14 protein-coding genes and 1 tRNA gene are annotated in these 15,932 nt (G+C 35.2%); 11 read left to right on the forward strand and 4 right to left on the reverse strand.

Annotation, left to right across the window (positions count from 1 at the left end; translation table 11 throughout):
• Positions 1-48 precede the first annotated feature (48 nt).
• The 9 genes from ABZP37_RS09745 to ABZP37_RS09785 all read left to right on the forward strand — a co-directional run bounded on the left by ABZP37_RS09745 (position 49) and on the right by ABZP37_RS09785 (position 8,904).
• Positions 49-1,536 carry an arylsulfatase gene (locus ABZP37_RS09745; protein ID WP_366187518.1) on the forward strand — a complete coding sequence of 496 codons (1,488 nt, stop codon included), beginning with the start codon at positions 49-51 and terminating at the stop codon, positions 1,534-1,536.
• Positions 1,537-1,735: 199 nt separating this feature from the next.
• Positions 1,736-2,320, forward strand: a complete 585-nt coding sequence (locus ABZP37_RS09750) for a hypothetical protein (protein WP_366182575.1) — start codon at positions 1,736-1,738, stop codon at positions 2,318-2,320.
• Between the two features lie 129 nt (positions 2,321-2,449).
• Positions 2,450-3,412, forward strand: coding sequence for an IS30 family transposase (locus tag ABZP37_RS09755; RefSeq protein WP_366182577.1), 963 nt, complete (start codon positions 2,450-2,452; stop codon positions 3,410-3,412).
• Positions 3,412-3,699, forward strand: a complete 288-nt coding sequence (locus tag ABZP37_RS09760; protein WP_366182578.1) for a hypothetical protein — start codon at positions 3,412-3,414, stop codon at positions 3,697-3,699. Before ABZP37_RS09755 ends, ABZP37_RS09760 begins: the two co-directional genes overlap by 1 nt.
• A gap of 194 nt (positions 3,700-3,893) precedes the next feature.
• Entirely contained in the window at positions 3,894-4,448 is a 555-nt protein-coding gene (locus ABZP37_RS09765; protein ID WP_366182580.1) for a transposase, read from the forward strand.
• Between the two features lie 297 nt (positions 4,449-4,745).
• Entirely contained in the window at positions 4,746-5,570 is an 825-nt protein-coding gene (locus tag ABZP37_RS09770) for a hypothetical protein (protein WP_366182582.1), read from the forward strand.
• A gap of 155 nt (positions 5,571-5,725) precedes the next feature.
• Positions 5,726-6,550, forward strand: a complete 825-nt coding sequence (locus tag ABZP37_RS09775; RefSeq protein ID WP_366182584.1) for an SDR family oxidoreductase — start codon at positions 5,726-5,728, stop codon at positions 6,548-6,550.
• A gap of 28 nt (positions 6,551-6,578) precedes the next feature.
• Positions 6,579-7,733 carry a mannonate dehydratase gene (gene uxuA, locus ABZP37_RS09780; RefSeq protein ID WP_366187520.1) on the forward strand — a complete coding sequence of 385 codons (1,155 nt, stop codon included), beginning with the start codon at positions 6,579-6,581 and terminating at the stop codon, positions 7,731-7,733.
• A 295-nt stretch (positions 7,734-8,028) separates the two neighbouring features.
• Positions 8,029-8,904 carry a family 16 glycosylhydrolase gene (locus ABZP37_RS09785; protein ID WP_366182585.1) on the forward strand — a complete coding sequence of 292 codons (876 nt, stop codon included), beginning with the start codon at positions 8,029-8,031 and terminating at the stop codon, positions 8,902-8,904.
• A gap of 132 nt (positions 8,905-9,036) precedes the next feature.
• On the opposite strand, the gene ABZP37_RS09790 is transcribed toward ABZP37_RS09785, so the two are convergent.
• The 3 genes from ABZP37_RS09790 to ABZP37_RS09800 form a co-directional block, all read right to left on the reverse strand.
• Positions 9,037-12,771, reverse strand: coding sequence for an AAA family ATPase (locus tag ABZP37_RS09790; RefSeq protein WP_366182587.1), 3,735 nt, complete (start codon positions 12,769-12,771; stop codon positions 9,037-9,039).
• Position 12,772: 1 nt separating this feature from the next.
• The gene (locus tag ABZP37_RS09795) at positions 12,773-14,008 is read right to left on the reverse strand and encodes an exonuclease SbcCD subunit D C-terminal domain-containing protein (protein ID WP_366182589.1); all 1,236 of its coding nucleotides are present in this window, start codon (positions 14,006-14,008) and stop codon (positions 12,773-12,775) included.
• 223 nt (positions 14,009-14,231) lie between these two features.
• Positions 14,232-14,305: transfer RNA gene (locus ABZP37_RS09800), tRNA-Arg, on the reverse strand.
• A gap of 105 nt (positions 14,306-14,410) precedes the next feature.
• Between ABZP37_RS09800 and ABZP37_RS09805 the strand changes: the two genes are divergently transcribed.
• Positions 14,411-14,923, forward strand: a complete 513-nt coding sequence (locus ABZP37_RS09805; RefSeq protein WP_366182591.1) for an adenine phosphoribosyltransferase — start codon at positions 14,411-14,413, stop codon at positions 14,921-14,923.
• On the opposite strand, the gene ABZP37_RS09810 is transcribed toward ABZP37_RS09805, so the two are convergent.
• Positions 14,917-15,060, reverse strand: a complete 144-nt coding sequence (locus tag ABZP37_RS09810; protein ID WP_366182592.1) for an SsrA-binding protein — start codon at positions 15,058-15,060, stop codon at positions 14,917-14,919. The two genes, ABZP37_RS09805 and ABZP37_RS09810, sit on opposite strands and share 7 nt — an antisense overlap.
• Positions 15,061-15,226: 166 nt before the next feature.
• Here ABZP37_RS09810 and ABZP37_RS09815 point away from each other — a divergent pair, with 166 nt between their 5' ends.
• Positions 15,227-15,889, forward strand: a complete 663-nt coding sequence (locus ABZP37_RS09815) for a TatD family hydrolase (RefSeq protein WP_366182594.1) — start codon at positions 15,227-15,229, stop codon at positions 15,887-15,889.
• The last annotated feature ends 43 nt before the right edge of the window (positions 15,890-15,932 follow it).

Raw genomic sequence — 15,932 nt, forward strand, 5'->3', positions numbered from 1 at the left:
CTAATGATTAGTAAGATGAAAACGAGACAGATACTGACCTATTTGTTTATGGGGGTACTATTGACCAATGCAAATGCCCAAAAAGGAAAAACTACCAAGCCCAATATTGTCGTAATTTATTTGGATGATTTAGGTTATGGCGATCTTAGCGCTTATGGAGCTACCGAAATCAAAACACCAAATATGGATGTTTTGGCCAATGAAGGAGTCAAATTTACCAATGGTTATGCCACATCTGCGACTTGTACGCCTAGTCGTTACGGTTTGCTTACGGGAGTGTATCCGTGGAGAAATAGTGAAGCTAAAATTCTACCAGGAACGGCACCACTGATTATCAATACCAAGCAAGAAACTTTGCCTAAAATGCTAAAAAGAGCAGGATATCAAACGGCTGTCATAGGAAAATGGCATTTAGGATTGGGAGCAGGAGACACCAATTGGAACGGTCATATTACGCCAGGAGCCAACGAAATTGGTTTTGACGAGTCGTATATTTTAGCCGCTACACAAGATCGTGTACCAACAGTTTACATCAAAAATGGTCGTGTAGACGGTTTAGATCTAAAAGATCCTATTGCTGTAAATTACAATAAAAATTTCCCAGGAGAGCCTACCGGTGTTGATAATCCTGAATTGTTAAGCATGAAATGGAGCCACGGTCACAATAACAGTATCGTAAACGGAATTCCGAGAATTGGGTTTGTAAAAGGTGGAAAAGCCGCAAACTGGAGCGACGTCGATATGGCCGATCACTTTTTGGCAAAAGTGCAAGATTACGTTCGTACGCACAAGAAATCACCTTTCTTTTTGTACTACGCTTTACAACAACCACACGTTCCCCGCACACCAAACCCTCGTTTTGTTGGTAAGTCTGGCATGGGACCTCGTGGAGATGCTATTTTGGAAGCCGATTGGTGTATTGGTGAATTCATTAAAACCTTGAAAAAAGAAGGGATTTTAGAAAACACATTGATTGTATTTTCAAGTGATAACGGTCCAGTTTTAGATGATGGGTATTATGATGATGCCGTTGAAAAATTAGGAAAACACACCCCAGCTGGAAAACTACGTGGTGGAAAGTACAGTTTGTTTGATGCAGGTACACGCGTGCCGTTGATGGCATACTGGAAAGGAACAATCAAACCACAAGTATCAGATGCTTTGGTGTGTCAAGTGGATCTTTTGGCTTCGTTGGCCGATTTAGTTGGAGCAAAAGCTGAGATGGGAGACAGTGAAAATATGTTGAAACCTTTATTAGGGAAATCAAAAAAAGGACGTAACAACATCGTTTTGGAAGCCGGTTCTAATACTTGTTTCCGCTCAGGTGACTGGGTAATGATTCCGCCATACAAAGGAAATGCAATCAACAAACAAACTAACACAGAGTTGGGAGTTTCGCTTCAATTTCAATTGTATAATTTGAAAAACGATCCAAGCCAAGACCACAATCTAGCCGAATCAAATCCAGCAAAATTAAAAGAACTTCTTGCCGCTTTTGAAGCGATTAGAGGTAAAAACTATTCGAATATAAAATAGTATTTTATAATTTTTTAAAATGAAAAATACCTTCTCTGCATTTTGTGGAGAAGGTATTTTTTTTTGGTTTTTATCGAAAGAAAAAACTTAAAAAGTTGTTAGGGATTTGTGTGGAAAACGCATATACTTGCGTATATTTACTTGGAAGTACTCATTAAAAAAAAACGACTGAATAATCAAAATAAACAATAAATTATATATGTTTTTTACTTCAAAACGACTGTCAGAAAGAGCAGAAGGTCTTGAACTTTTAAAAGAAATTTTGAAGAACAAGAATAAATCTGTTATTATTCATTATTCCTGTGAATCCTTTGTGACTACCCATGGACGCACACCAAGAGTAACCTCAATTTGTATGCGATATTTAGGAACATCACAGACAAAATCATTTTCTATTCATTTGCAAGCGCAGTTTGAGCAAAAAGATTTTAATAATCTAACAATTGATGATTATGATGAATTGGAAAAGAAGATGTTGAATGAGTTTTATGAATTTACGAAAAAACATAAAGATTTTAAGTGGGTACATTGGAATATGCGTGACTCAAATTATGGTTTTGAAGCAATCGCAAATCGTTATCGAATTTTAGGTGGTGAAGCCTCTGAAATTGACGAAGATAGACGTTACGACTTTCCTAGAGTTTTAAGCAAAATATATACTCACGGTTACGAAAAAGATAAACCAGACGGCAGACTATTAAACTTGGCTAATAGTAATAATATAACCACAATTGATGCTCTAAAAGGCGTGGAAGAAGCAAAGGCATTTCTTAGATTCAAGTAATAAATGCAACACTTAGAAATTGATTAAATAAAGCCTACTGATAAGTCTTGCAGATCTAGATCTTCAAGACTTATCAGTAGGCTACGAAAAAAATTTCACTTATTTTTGGGTTACTAAGCACAAAAAAAGATGTCACATTTAACGATTGAACAAAGATACGAAATTGCTACACTACGTTCGCAAGGATTTTCCATGAGTAAAATTGGAGAGTTTGTAGGTAGAGACAAATCTGTAATTTCAAGAGAACTTTCTAGAAATTCAGACCAAAGAAATAATGTATATAAAGCAGATTTAGCTCAAAGTAAATTCCATTTTCGACAGCGAAAAAAAGCAAAGAAAATACACTTTACTGAAGAGATTAAAACACTTGTAACATCACTATTAAAGGAAGATTTTAGTCCCGAACAAATAGTTGGTCATTGCAAAATAAAAGACTTTAAATGTGTTTCTGCTGAAAGAATTTATCAATTCATTTGGGATGATAAAAAGAAAGGAGGTCAACATTATAAGCACCTTCGCTCAAAAGGTAAGAGATATGCTAAAAGGGGAGCTTTAAAGGGGTCGAGAGGTATTATTAAAGACAGAGAAGGTATCGAAAACAGACCTTTAGTTGTAGAAGAAAAGCAAAGAATAGGTGATCTTGAAATAGATTTGGTTATTGGTGGAAATCACAAAGGAGCTTTATTAACAATAAATGATAGAGCAACAGGCGTGCTAAAAATGGCTAAAATATATAGTAAGGAAGCACGAGAAGTTCAGGGGAAATTAATTGAATTATTAATGGAATGGAAACCTATTTTGCACACTATCACTTCTGATAACGGAAAAGAGTTTGCCAACCACAAAAAAGTGTCAGAAATACTAGAAATTAAATACTTTTTTGCCAACCCATATTGTAGTTGGGAAAGAGGTGCTAATGAAAATTTAAATGGACTAGTAAGGCAATATTTCCCCAAAAAATATAACTTTGATTTAATAACAGAAGAAGAGGTTTTAAGAGTAACAAATAAATTAAACAATAGACCCAGGAAAAGGTTTGGATTTAAAAGTCCAAATGAAATTTTTGAACAAAAACTTAAACAATGTGCATAATGTTGCATTTGTTACTTGAATCCACCTTTGAAAATAAAGAATATTTAAAACTACATAAATCTACTCTTCGAAAAGTTGATATAATTGATAGCATCATTGACCGTACCGACAAAAATGAATTAAAGGTTATTTCAAAATCAAAGCATATTTATGGTTTGACAATTCCTGGGATTTTCGAAATTGTAAAAAACAATTGGATATTAATCATAATTTGGAGCGTAATAATTTATATAGTTGGAGCAGCAACTGAACCGATAATTCAAGGAATATTTGGAACAGCAAGTTAAAAAAAAAACCAACTAGCGCTCGTTTGTCCTTGTCCCTGGCCCAACCACCGCTCGTTTGTCCTACCTTCTGGTGCTTGACTGCGTCGAGTACCTATTTACCTTATGACCAAAAAAGGTAGCGTTTGCAACGCGGTTCCTTACAACAATTATAAATTAAAATGTAAACGCAAAATAGTTTATTTGATAGAAAAACGATGTCTGAAAAATACAAAGTAATAGATAGTACCGTGCCCACTTTCATAACTATTACTGTTGTAGATTGGGTTGACGTTTTTACAAGGCCTATATATTGTTCTATTCTAGATGAATCCTTAAATTATTGTATTAAGGAAAAAGGCCTTAGCGTCCACACTTATGTATACATGACCAACCATATACATTTGATTGTGACAGCACCCGAAGACGAGTTACAAAATGTTGTTCGTGATTTTAAAAAATTTACTTCAAAGAAAATAATTGCAGCAATCAAGGAACAACCTGAAAGTAGACGGGAATGGTTATTGCGGAAATTTAGTTATGCAGCGGAGGTTAGAGGCAGAGCGAAGAATTATAAACTTTGGCAAGATGGTTTTCATCCTGTGATTTTGGATACTCTCGAGAAAATTGAACAAAGAATTAATTATATTCACTATAATCCAGTAACCGCAGAAATTGTTTTTCATCCTCGTGATTATGTCAATAGTAGTTACAGGAATTACGAAGAGGATAATGCAAACCTATGCAACGTAAACACAGAAGTTTTATGGTAGTGAACCGCGTTGCAAACGATACGACTTGTTTTCAAAATTACAGCAGGCACTCGACGCAGTCAAGCGCCAGAGGGAGTGAGTAGTTTACAATAGCTTCTCTCACAAATACAAAAGAGTACTAAAAATAATAGGTTTCATTATACACTACACACCTTTATAGCCGTTAATTTATGTAGAGGGTCGAATGCTGTTTTGTAGCGGATTCTCATAAATTAGTATTAAAACTAACTTTTGAAACTACGGAGACCACAATAAAATTCTATCTTTCCTTTTAATAAAGGTAAAGAACAAAAAATCATGAAAAATATATTTATCGCGTCACTCTTATTATTGAGTGTATCCTGCAAGAAAGAGGCAGTAAAAGAAACTTTCGATACAACAGTTGAAACGACAGCTATTCCAACAGCATTAGCAAAAGAGGAACCTAAAATCAAGGTCGAAAATTTCAACAAAAGCTATGTTGGCACTATAGGAAATGGTATTGAAGTTGTTTTTACAATTTCGAATGTAGATGGAGCAATCAGCGGTTCTTATTTTTATAAAAAAGTTGGGCTAGATATTGCCCTTGAAGGTAGTCTTGAAGGAGATGAACTGACATTGTTTGAACTTGATGGTCAAAAAAGAAAAGTGGCCACGATTGATTGCAAAATTGTGGAAAATAAGATTATTGGTACTTGGAAAAGTAAGAACACCCAGAAAGAATTAAAAGTAGCATTAACCGAAATGGACCATCTTGTCGCTGAACTTCCTAAAAATATTGTTGGGACTTACACCAATGCAAATGGGACAGCTTGTAATTTCAAACTGATCATCAGTAAGAAAAAGAACAGCTATTTTTATTCCATTATAACTGCTGAAAGGTCATTGAAAGGGAAAGTTAGTTTTAGTCGTAATATCGATTCCAAAGAAGTTTACATCAATTTTAACGGAATCAAATGGGCGGCGTATAATGGTGCTTTGGATGCAGAGGGAGAGCCAGCGAATAAAACCATCAAAATTCCAGTTGGAATCGAAGGTTTACTGAATGAAAATGAAATTACGATTCAGAACTACGGTAATGCAATGAACAATTACACGAAGTTTAATGATTGTGATGACAAATATATTACGTTGCGCAAATAAACAACTGGGATATTCTTTTGTTGCGAACTGAATTTATAAATTAGGAAATCCGAAAAACAAATGATAGGAAAAATATGATTTTAGTTGTTATCGCTGCGATTTGTTCATTTGACTTTACGACTTACTTGATTAGTTTTTAAAAATTAAAAAAATAAATGAAATTGAAAACAGATTTTACATTAAACAATAAAGTAATAATAGTTACTGGCGGCACTGGAGTTTTGGGTGAAGCTTTTGTAAAAGGAATTGTAGAAGCAGGAGGAACTGCTTGTATTTTGGGGAGAAACGAAAAAATAGCTAACGAAAGAGCACAATCAATTATAGATTCTGGAGGAAAAGCAATTGCTTTAATTGCTGATGTGACCAAAGAAAGTGATTTGATTGCAGCGCGTGATCTAGTTCTTTCAAAATTCGGAAAAATTGATGGTTTGGTCAATGCTGCTGGCGGAAATATGCCCGAAGCCGTTATTCAACCAGAGCAGGATATTTTTAAAATGAACATGGGCGCTTTGCAAGAAGTGATGAATCTCAACTTATTTGGAACCGTTTTACCAACGCAGTTATTTGGCGAAGCTATAAAAAACAGTGTAGGAACCGGTAGTATTGTCAATATTTCATCAGTCTCTACGGTTCAAGCTTTAACTAAAGTATTAGGATATAGTATGGCCAAATCAGCCATTGATTCTTATACCAAATGGTTTGCTGTAGAACTTTCTAATCGTTATGGTGATGCTATTCGAATGAACTCCATTGCTCCTGGTTTTTTTCTAACGGAACAAAATAGAACCCTTTTAACAAATACAGATGGTAGTTTGACTGCAAGAGGAAATGCTATAATTCATAAAACGCCTTTTAGCCGTTTTGGAAATCCCGAAGAATTAATTGGCGCCTTAGTATGGTTGTTAAGTGATGCTTCGAAATTTGTTACCGGTTCAAAAATAACGGTCGATGGAGGGTTTACTATTTATAGTGGTGTTTAATTTTTCAAATATATAGATTATGTATCGAATGAAGCAAACGTGGAGGTGGTTTGGTCCAAACGACCCCGTAAGTTTACAATATATCAAGCAAACGGGTGCCACAGGAATTGTGTCGGCACTGCATCATGTTCCTCACGGTGAAGTTTGGACAATTGAAGAAATCAATAAACGGAAATCTGAAATTGAAGCAGCTGGTTTGACTTGGGACGTAGTGGAGAGTATTACGGTTCACGAATCTATAAAAACAAGGACGGGTGATTACCAATTGTATATTAACAAATACAAAGAAAGTATTCGTAATGTGGCGCAATGTGGTATTAAAATTATTACCTATAATTTTATGCCTGTTAATGATTGGACAAGAACCCAATTGGATTACAAGATGGAAGATGGTTCGGAAGGATTGTATTTCAATTGGGCAGATTTGGCATTGTTTGATAGGTATGTTTTAAAGAGAGAACAAGCAGAGAAAAGTTATCCAGAAGCGGTTGTTGTTAGAGCAAAAGAACGTTTTTTAGAAAGTACTGAAAAACAATTGGAAGAGTTGGCAGCTATTATCATGTTTGGCATCCCGGGTGAACAAAAGGCGAGTATTCCTGATATGCGATTGGCTTTGAAAGCCTATGATAAAATTGATAGAGCGACTTTGAGAAGTAATTTGAGCTATTTTCTAAACGAAATTTGTCCCGTTGCTGATGCGTTTGGAGTGAGATTAGCAATTCATCCAGATGATCCGCCTTTTGATATTTTTGGTTTACCTCGAATAGTAAATTCCATTGAAGATTTTGAATATATTCTAGCAAATGCTCCGTTTGAGTCCAATGGAATTTGTTTTTGTACAGGGTCTCTTGGGACATCTTTAACGAATGATTTACCCGAAATGGTAAAGAAACTCGATGCTAAAATTCATTTTATTCATTTACGAAATGTACGTAGTGATGCAGAAGGGAATTTTTATGAAGCAGACCATTTGGATGGAAATACAGATATGTTTGAAGTTGTAAAAGAGCTTTTGACCATTCAGAAAAAGTATAAAATTTCGATTCCTTTTCGCCCTGACCACGGACATCAAATGTTGGATGATTTGGGAAAAACAAACAACCCTGGCTATTCGGCCATTGGTCGTTTGCGTGGATTGGCAGAATTAAGAGGATTGGAAGAAGGAATTATTCGATCGTTATAAAAACTTAAAAATATAGGATAGTGGAAAACTAACCTTATGAAATAAAATAAGCACTTCCGGTATTGATATTAGGTTGAATAGCAAAATGCAAATGGAAGTAAAAAACACTATTCTTCAAAAAGGATTCTAGGTGTTTTTCCCCACTAGTACTCAAAGATTAAGAATTAAGATTTTAAGAATCTTTACTGATAATAAATAGGATATTTAAAGACCTTTAATCCATCAAAAAAAAAATTGTTGTTGTTACTGAATTAAAAAAACAAGAATTTTATACTTTAAAAAGAAACCTTAAACCATGAAACAATTCAAACCACTGACTTTATTATTTTTGATGGGCCTTTGCACGACAATTAATGCTCAAAAAGGTCCGCAATTTAAAAATAATCAAGATCCAAAACCTACTGAAGCAAAATGGAAGTTGGTCAAAAATATGTCCGATGAATTTGATGGGGAAATATTGGATAAAACAAAATGGCTACCTACTGCCAAAGGATGGATTGGTCGTGCTCCTGGATTATTTGTGGATAAAACGATTCAAGTCACAAATGGAAGTTTACAAATTACAAATTCAAAATTACCTGAACCGGTAGTGGAAAAAGGAAAAACTTTTACTCATGCTGGAGGACTTGTTGCATCGGTTGAAGGTAGGACTTACGGCTATTATGAATGCGAAATGAAAGCAAGTAATACTTTTATGTCTTCTACTTTTTGGTTGATTAATGAAAGAGGAAATGAAACAGGATGTGACAAAAGAACCACGGAATTAGATATTCAAGAATGTATCGGACAAATTACTTGTGATAAAGTATGGTGTCAAGCTACAGATAAATCAATGGGCTCAAACCTGCATAGTAGAGGTATTCAACCTGGTTGTGATATCAAAACGGCTTCGATAGGAGCAAAGGGGAATTTAGAAAAAGGAAAAGTATATGATGATTTTCATACTTATGGTGTTTGGTGGAAAGATAAAAATGAAGTTCAGTTTTTCTTAGATGGAAAATTGGTGAAAAAAGTGATACCTCCTGCTGATTTTAATATCCCCATGCATTTGCGTATGGTGACAGAAACTTATGATTGGAATCCAGTTCCTGCTGATGGCGGAATGAATGGATCTGTAGCCGAAAGAACAACTACTTATAATTGGATACGTACTTGGGAATTGGAAGAATAGATAGAAATTACCTTTGTAAAAGCCCCATTTTGGGGCTTTTTTGTAATATGCCAGGCTAATCCAAAACAAGTAATGGGTGTGTTTCGACTTAGGTTAGTAATGCAAAACACCACTTGTAATCATTATTATTAGTTACATTCCGTAAATTGCTACTTTACTTTTTCCACTTGCCATTTTACTAACATTAATTTGTGTTGGAATACGTTCAGTCATTTCTTGAACGTGTGAGATTACCCCAACTTTTCGCCCTTGGTTGTGTAATCGTTCCAATGCATCCATAGCAATATTGAGTGTGGTTGGGTCTAATGATCCAAAACCTTCATCAATAAAAAGAGACTCTACTTTCATTCGGCTTGAAGTAAGTGATGAAAGCCCCAAAGCCAAGGCTAGAGAGACTAAAAATGATTCCCCACCTGAAAGCGAATAAACGGTGCGTATCTCATTTCCCATATCTTGATCAATTACCTGAAGACCTAGCGAACCTGGAATTCGTTGTATTTTGTATCGGTTAGTTAATACTTCGAGATGGATGTTGGCGTAGCCGAGTAAAACATCAAGTGTATATTCCTGTGCAATTTGGCGAAATTTTTTACCATCTGCAGAACCTATGATATCGTTTAACTTGCTCCAGTTTTCAGAAATTGCCAATTGTATATGTATAGATTTAAGTAAGTCCCCAATTTTATTTTTATTGGTTGCATCTAGTTGTAGTTGAAATGTTATTTCTCCTTTTATTTGCTTCTTCTTTTCGAGTTCAAATTTGGTAGCAACATGTAATAACTTAAGATCTTCTAGCAGATGGTTTGATGCGCTTTTGAGTTTGTGAGCTTCTAGTTGCTGAGTTCGTTCAGCAAGTATAGCAGTTATTTTAGTTACTTCGTCGTCAATTATTTTTAGCGAATTCTGTTCTGTTTCTATCCAATCGTTACTTAATAAAAGCAATTCTTGAAGTTGCGTTATACTTAAATTTTGACTTTGCTTTTGATTATACCCTTCGAGCCAATCTATCATTTTTTGAAAAGAAGTTGTAGCTGTTTTATTAATTGTTTCTAAGGATTCTAGTAATCGTTTCTTATTTATGTTGGCTTCAGCACTTTCAATAGACAGCTGCTGATTTTGTTGTTTGTTTTTTTCAACCTGATCTTGCGCATTAATTATGGCGTCTTTGAGTTGTTTTTCTATTTCTTGAATCTCAATTCCGTTGAAAATGGCAGTACGCTGTTTTTGAAGCGAACTGTAGTCTTTGTCTTGCATATAATAAGCTTCTGTTTTTTGTAAAGCTTCAGCCAAAAAGCTTTTCTCTTGGCTTTTTAATTCGCTCAATCTTGCTTCAAGAATTCCTTGCTGACGGTAACTTTGTTCTCGTTTGTCGCTGTTGGTTTTCCATTTTTGAGTAAAATTTGTAATTTTTTCTAGAAAAAGGACAGGTTCTACTTTCCAGTTTTCCATCCAATCGGCGTTGATAAAATAAGGGGTAAGCAGTTCTTCTACTTCAATAAGTGATACAGTTGCTTTTTCTTGTTCATTTTTCCGATTCGTTTGTTGTTCAGCAAATAAGACTAACGCATTCTTATCCTCTTTTAATTGATTGTTTAGATTGTCAATCATTTCTTTCAATAGATCCAATCTTGTTTTATCAATTTCTAATTGTTGTTTTTGAGAGGTATGTGTTTGTATTTGTTTTTGTAAATCAGTTTGTGTTTTTTTGAGTTTTTCTAATTTTTCAGCTAACCAATCGACTTTTTGTTCATTTGTAATTTCTTGACATTCTTTCGAGATAGCAAATTTTTTCCATTCCTGTCTTTTGAATTCCAATAGGCTTTTTTTAGTACCCAAATCTTCTTGCTGGCTACCAATAGTTTTTTCAAATGTGCTACATTCCTGTTCAATACTACTATGTTGCTTTAAATAAGAATCATAAGCAGTTTCATTGGTTTGATGTGCCATTTCCAAAGCAGTCAAAACATTTTCTAGCTGCGGATTGTGCGCTGCATACGGATGATCCTCGCTTCCGCAAACGGCACAAGCTTCATTGTCAACCAATTCGGCTCTTAATTTCTCTACATTTTCGGAGGCGGCCAAACGTGCTTTTTGTAATAATTGAGAAGAAGCTTCTTTGACTGCTTTTTCAGTAATCAAACGCTCGCTAATTTGTTTTAGCGTTTCTTCTTTGGTTCTAAAGTCTGATTGATCTTGTATTTGTTTTTTGTCTAAAGCTTCATAATTATTTAATAAATTAAATAATGAATCCCAATTTGCCGAAGCTTGAATGGTATTTTGTACGCTAAGTTCAGTCTGATCTTTGTCTAAATTCAGCTTCTCAATTGGAATTAAAAGTAGTTCTTTCGATTTTGAATCAAACGTTTTTTTAAGTCCTTCCCATTCTTTTTGTTGGGTTCCAAGTTTAGTTTCAAGATTTGTTTTTTCAATTTCCTTTGACTTAATTTTATTTTCGACTCCCTCTAATTCTTTTTTCGAAAATTGTACAGTTTCCAAGAGTTTTTGAGCGTCTTGTAATTTAGAAAGAATAATGTCTTTATTTTCTGCTAAAGGACTACGGTCTTTGTTTTCCGTTTTCCAATTTTCTATAATTTTTATATCTGTCAAAAGTGTTGTTAGCGCTAGTTGCTGCTCTCCAACTATTTTTTGGTGGTTTTTACTTTTTGTTGAAGTATTTTCGGCTTCTTCTTTGACTTTGGCTAACTGCTCCTTTTTTTCAGAAAGTAAAGTATCCAATTTTTTAGCCTCCTCTAATTGTGGGAGTGCTTCTGTCAGGGATTTATTTTTGGCAGTAAGATTTATTTCTGAAGATAGTAATTGAGTATCAAGGACTTCTTTTTGTTTTAGAAGTCCGGCAATGGTTACTTCTAGTGTTGCCAAAGCGATTTTTTTTTCCGTTTGCTGCTTTTGTGCTTGTTGGAAAGCATCAAACCAACTTCTAGTTTTTTGTGCTTGTTCTGCTTGTAATAATTTCAAGTTGCGAGCTGCTGCTTTCGTTTTTTCTTGCGTAGCTTGTTGCAAAGCCGTAGTTGCCGCTTCGTAACTCGTTTGAATTTGAATTAATTGCTCATGCCAATTTATTTCATTAGCCAAGCCAGTTGCTTCTTTTTCGAAAATAATAATCTGCTCTTCTAATACTGCCAGTGCTTCTTTTTGGGTGATTAACTCTTCGTCCGTAAAAGTGGTAATCCCTTCCTTTTGTAGGTTGAGCTCTCGAAGTTGCTGCTCTTCCTGTTTGTATTTCTCATAAATTTTTTTCGAAATTTCAGAGTAGATATAAGTACCTGTCAGTTTCTCTAATAAGGATGACTTTTCATCTTTATTGGCTCTCAAGAAAGCGGTAAAATCACCTTGAGCCAAAAGAACTGAACGGGTAAATTGTTCAAAATTCAAACCAATTAATCGTTCGATTTCTTTATAGGTTTCTGCTTTTTTACCAGGAATAGGAGTATTTGAAGTGCTATTTTCTAAGGTAATTGAATCGGCTTGCATGCTTCCTTCGGCCTTGTTTCTCGCTCGTCTTACCGACCAAGTGGAACGATATTGCTGTCCATCGGTTCCTATGAATTCCACTTCGGCATATCCGTCGGCGGTACCATCTCGCAAAATTCCACGTACATCCCCTTGGCTCATCGTACTGCCTTGTACATCATGAATTTCGATTCCTATTTCTTTGGCCTGTAAATACCTTGGTGTTTTGCCGTATAAAGCCAAACAAAGTGCGTCCAAAATCGTTGATTTACCCGCTCCCGTTGCTCCTGTAATGGCAAATATTCCCGCAGATTTTAAAGGTTCTGCTGTGAAATCAATTTCAGTAATACCCTCCAAAGAGGCTAGGTTTTTTATACGGATGGCAATTATCTTCATTTTATTCTTCTTTTTGGTTAACCTCTTGAGCGACTTCTTGAAACAGTTGCATCATCAGTTCGGGAACTTCGGTACTGAATTTACTTTGGTATATTTTTGAAAACACATCAATTGGTTGTAATTCGTTCAATTTTTCGGGACTAATAAATTCCGTGTCTTTCGAACTAGAATTTGGATATTTTACATCAATTTTGGCTAGTCTAATGTGTTTTCCAGTTAAAGCTGTTTCTACTTTATGGCGTAAAGCAGGCTCTGGTCCTTCAAGCAGTACGCGTACTTCGAGGTAAGGAGCTTGTTCGATGCTAGTTTCCATGTCTGGTAATTGTTCTAATAAAATAAGGACATCATCTAACGGCTTATTTGTTAATGGAACCCGTTGAAGTTTTACAAATAGCGGAATTTCTACCGATTCTAGATTACTTATTTCTTCATCGATTTCGAAAATAATCACTTGATGTTTATAATTCAATTCCGAAAAAGACATAGGTAAAGGGCTACCTGAATACCGAATGTGTTCTTTGCCGCCAATGCGTTGCGCTTTATGAATATGTCCCAAAGCCACATATTTGATTTCTTCGTGAAATGCGCTTGCAGGCACGCATTCAACCCCGCCCATAATTAGTCTTTCGGTTTTGTCCAACTCCGTTATTTCGGCTTGATGAGTGTGCAAATGTCCCATGGCAATAATGGCTTGTCCTTTTTGTTTTTTGCTTTTGGCACATTCAAAAGTTTCGTTATACAACGCCGTAACACCATCGGTATAAGGATTGTTACCGTCGGTAATCGAGGGATAATCACCCATTCGCAAAAAAGGAACGGCAAGACACCAGACTTTAATTTCGCCTAAAGCATCATGAATCGGAATTATAAGTTTTTCATAGTCAATCGCTCCTTCCGTATTTTTCTCTACCAATCCTATAATGTGAATGTTGGAGGATTCGAGTAATGGTTTAGGTGATTCCAAGCGCGAAGCAGAATCATGATTTCCAGCTGTAATGACTATCTGAATCGCTGGATTGGCTTTGATGGCTTGGTTTAAGAATTTATAAAACATCTTAATCGAAGTCGCGGCAGGATTAGAATGGTCAAAAATATCGCCACTAATAAGCAATACATCAATTTTTTTTTCCGCTAAAGTGGTAATTAACCAGTTTAAAAATTGTAGGTGTTCATGAGTACGATCGTATTCATGAAAAAGTTGACCTATGTGCCAATCTGCAGTATGGAGAATTTTCATTATATGTGGATAAAGATAATTGTTTTTTTAGGCTAGGCTAATATAGGGAAATGGACCTGTTTGCTTTGTATGAAGTCTTAATTTATTTTATAAAATAAAGAGATGGAAGGTGTAGCGATTTCAATGGGGTTTGGGAATTTACTAATAATAAAAAATTCAATTTTGAAGAGAAGAGATGTGAAAATCCAAAAAAAAAGCTCCAAATTTGCATTTGGAGCTTTTGTGACCTTGACTGGATTCAAACCAGTAACCTCTTGAGCCGTAATCAAGTGCGCTATTCAGTTGCGCCACAAGGCCGTTTTGTAATCATGTCTGTCGTAAAAAACATAACCTGATTGCGGGTGCAAATATAAAGATAAATGTGTAATTTGCAAGCCTAAAATTAAATTAAATTCAAAAAAAATGTCAATTAAGAATTATATACGTGATATTCAGGATTTTCCAAAAGAAGGAATTTTGTTCAAAGACATCACGCCGCTACTTTTAGACCCAAAAGTAACACGAGAATGTGTGCAGATTTTAGTGGATTCTTTGAAAGGACAACAAATTGACAAGGTCGTTGGAGCAGAAAGCCGTGGTTTTTTGTTTGGAATCTTACTGGCGCAAGAAATGAATGCGGGTTTTGTACCCGTGCGCAAGCCTAATAAGCTTCCGTATGACACCATTTCAGCTTCCTATGCTTTAGAATACGGGACCGATACCTTAGAGATTCATAAAGATGCGATTCAAAAAGGAGATCGAGTCTTGATTCACGATGATGTTTTGGCAACTGGAGGAACAGCCAAAGCGGTTTGTGAATTAGTAGAACAGCTAGGAGGCGAAATTGTCCAACTAAACTTTTTGATGGAAATAAGTTTCTTGAAAGGCAGAGAAAAGCTTCCTAATAAAGAGGTGTTTGTAGCCTTGACTTATTGATTTATGGCTCGTGTGGTTACAAAATAACGATAGCCAATAAGTGCCAATTGCCAGCTTTTGGCTTTGGAAACATCCAAACCATTTTTGGTAAAACTAGGTAATAAGAGTTTGTTGAGGTAGGCTAGAATTTGAAACATTTTTTTTAACAAAGGTATTGTTTTTTAGGTCTTAAGGATTTTGTTTTTTATTGAAAAAATGTTCTCTTTGTGTCTTTCCGACTTTTACACTATTTTTACAAAATAAAAATAATTAGGTTTATCTTTTATAGGAAGAGCTATAAATTCGCGAATCATTCGATAATTAATGAAGTTTTTTAATCTACATACACACTATTACACCAATCAACCAGAAATTGTTGAATTGGTAAATCAATACCCTTGGGAGTTTAATGAAAATTATTCGTTCTTTTCTATTGGGATTCATCCGTGGTATATTGACGAAAAAAGACTGTCTTCCGACTTAGAAACTATTGAAGCTAAATTGCAAGAAAAGAGTTGTTTTGCCTTAGGCGAATGTGGATTGGACAAAAGAATCGACATCCCGATGGAACTGCAACAATCCGTTTTTGAAAAACAACTGGTATTGGCTCAAAAATATAATAAACCTGTTGTGATTCATTGCGTAGCAGCTTTTGATGAATTGATTGCGACCAAAAAACGATTGAAAATCACCGTTCCCATCATCATTCACGGATTTTCAAAAAACCAACAATTGGCAAAGCAATTAGTCGATAACGGATTTTATCTTTCGTTTGGAAAATATTTATTGCGAAACCCCGAAATGGAAACCGTTTTTAAATGGGTTCCTGAAGACCGATTTTTTTTAGAAACAGATACTATTGCCGAAAGCTTGGAAGACGTCTATGCTTTGGCAGCAAAATATAAAAATAGCACAATAGCTGAAATACAGCAAACAATTAAATATAATTTTCAACAGGTTTTTAAGACTAGTTGGGAAACAAAATGAATCTAAGGCGCAAAGTTTTTTAACTTAACACCTTAAACTTTAA

This window comes from Flavobacterium ovatum (assembly GCF_040703125.1).
Classification (GTDB): Bacteria; Bacteroidota; Bacteroidia; order Flavobacteriales; family Flavobacteriaceae; genus Flavobacterium; species Flavobacterium ovatum.

What these genes read in the sequence shown, in the direction of transcription:
- ABZP37_RS09755 (WP_366182577.1), top strand. Translation starts at nt 2,450, where the DNA reads ATGTCACATTTAACGATTGAACAAAGATACGAAATTGCTACACTACGT.
- ABZP37_RS09770 (WP_366182582.1), top strand. Translation starts at nt 4,746, where the DNA reads ATGAAAAATATATTTATCGCGTCACTCTTATTATTGAGTGTATCCTGC.
- ABZP37_RS09805 (WP_366182591.1), top strand. Translation starts at nt 14,411, where the DNA reads ATGTCAATTAAGAATTATATACGTGATATTCAGGATTTTCCAAAAGAA.
- ABZP37_RS09775 (WP_366182584.1), top strand. Translation starts at nt 5,726, where the DNA reads ATGAAATTGAAAACAGATTTTACATTAAACAATAAAGTAATAATAGTT.
- ABZP37_RS09750 (WP_366182575.1), top strand. Translation starts at nt 1,736, where the DNA reads ATGTTTTTTACTTCAAAACGACTGTCAGAAAGAGCAGAAGGTCTTGAA.
- ABZP37_RS09810 (WP_366182592.1), bottom strand. Translation starts at nt 15,060, where the DNA reads ATGTTTCAAATTCTAGCCTACCTCAACAAACTCTTATTACCTAGTTTT.
- ABZP37_RS09790 (WP_366182587.1), bottom strand. Translation starts at nt 12,771, where the DNA reads ATGAAGATAATTGCCATCCGTATAAAAAACCTAGCCTCTTTGGAGGGT.
- ABZP37_RS09760 (WP_366182578.1), top strand. Translation starts at nt 3,412, where the DNA reads ATGTTGCATTTGTTACTTGAATCCACCTTTGAAAATAAAGAATATTTA.
- ABZP37_RS09785 (WP_366182585.1), top strand. Translation starts at nt 8,029, where the DNA reads ATGAAACAATTCAAACCACTGACTTTATTATTTTTGATGGGCCTTTGC.
- ABZP37_RS09815 (WP_366182594.1), top strand. Translation starts at nt 15,227, where the DNA reads ATGAAGTTTTTTAATCTACATACACACTATTACACCAATCAACCAGAA.
- uxuA (WP_366187520.1), top strand. Translation starts at nt 6,579, where the DNA reads ATGAAGCAAACGTGGAGGTGGTTTGGTCCAAACGACCCCGTAAGTTTA.
- ABZP37_RS09795 (WP_366182589.1), bottom strand. Translation starts at nt 14,008, where the DNA reads ATGAAAATTCTCCATACTGCAGATTGGCACATAGGTCAACTTTTTCAT.
- ABZP37_RS09765 (WP_366182580.1), top strand. Translation starts at nt 3,894, where the DNA reads ATGTCTGAAAAATACAAAGTAATAGATAGTACCGTGCCCACTTTCATA.
- ABZP37_RS09745 (WP_366187518.1), top strand. Translation starts at nt 49, where the DNA reads ATGGGGGTACTATTGACCAATGCAAATGCCCAAAAAGGAAAAACTACC.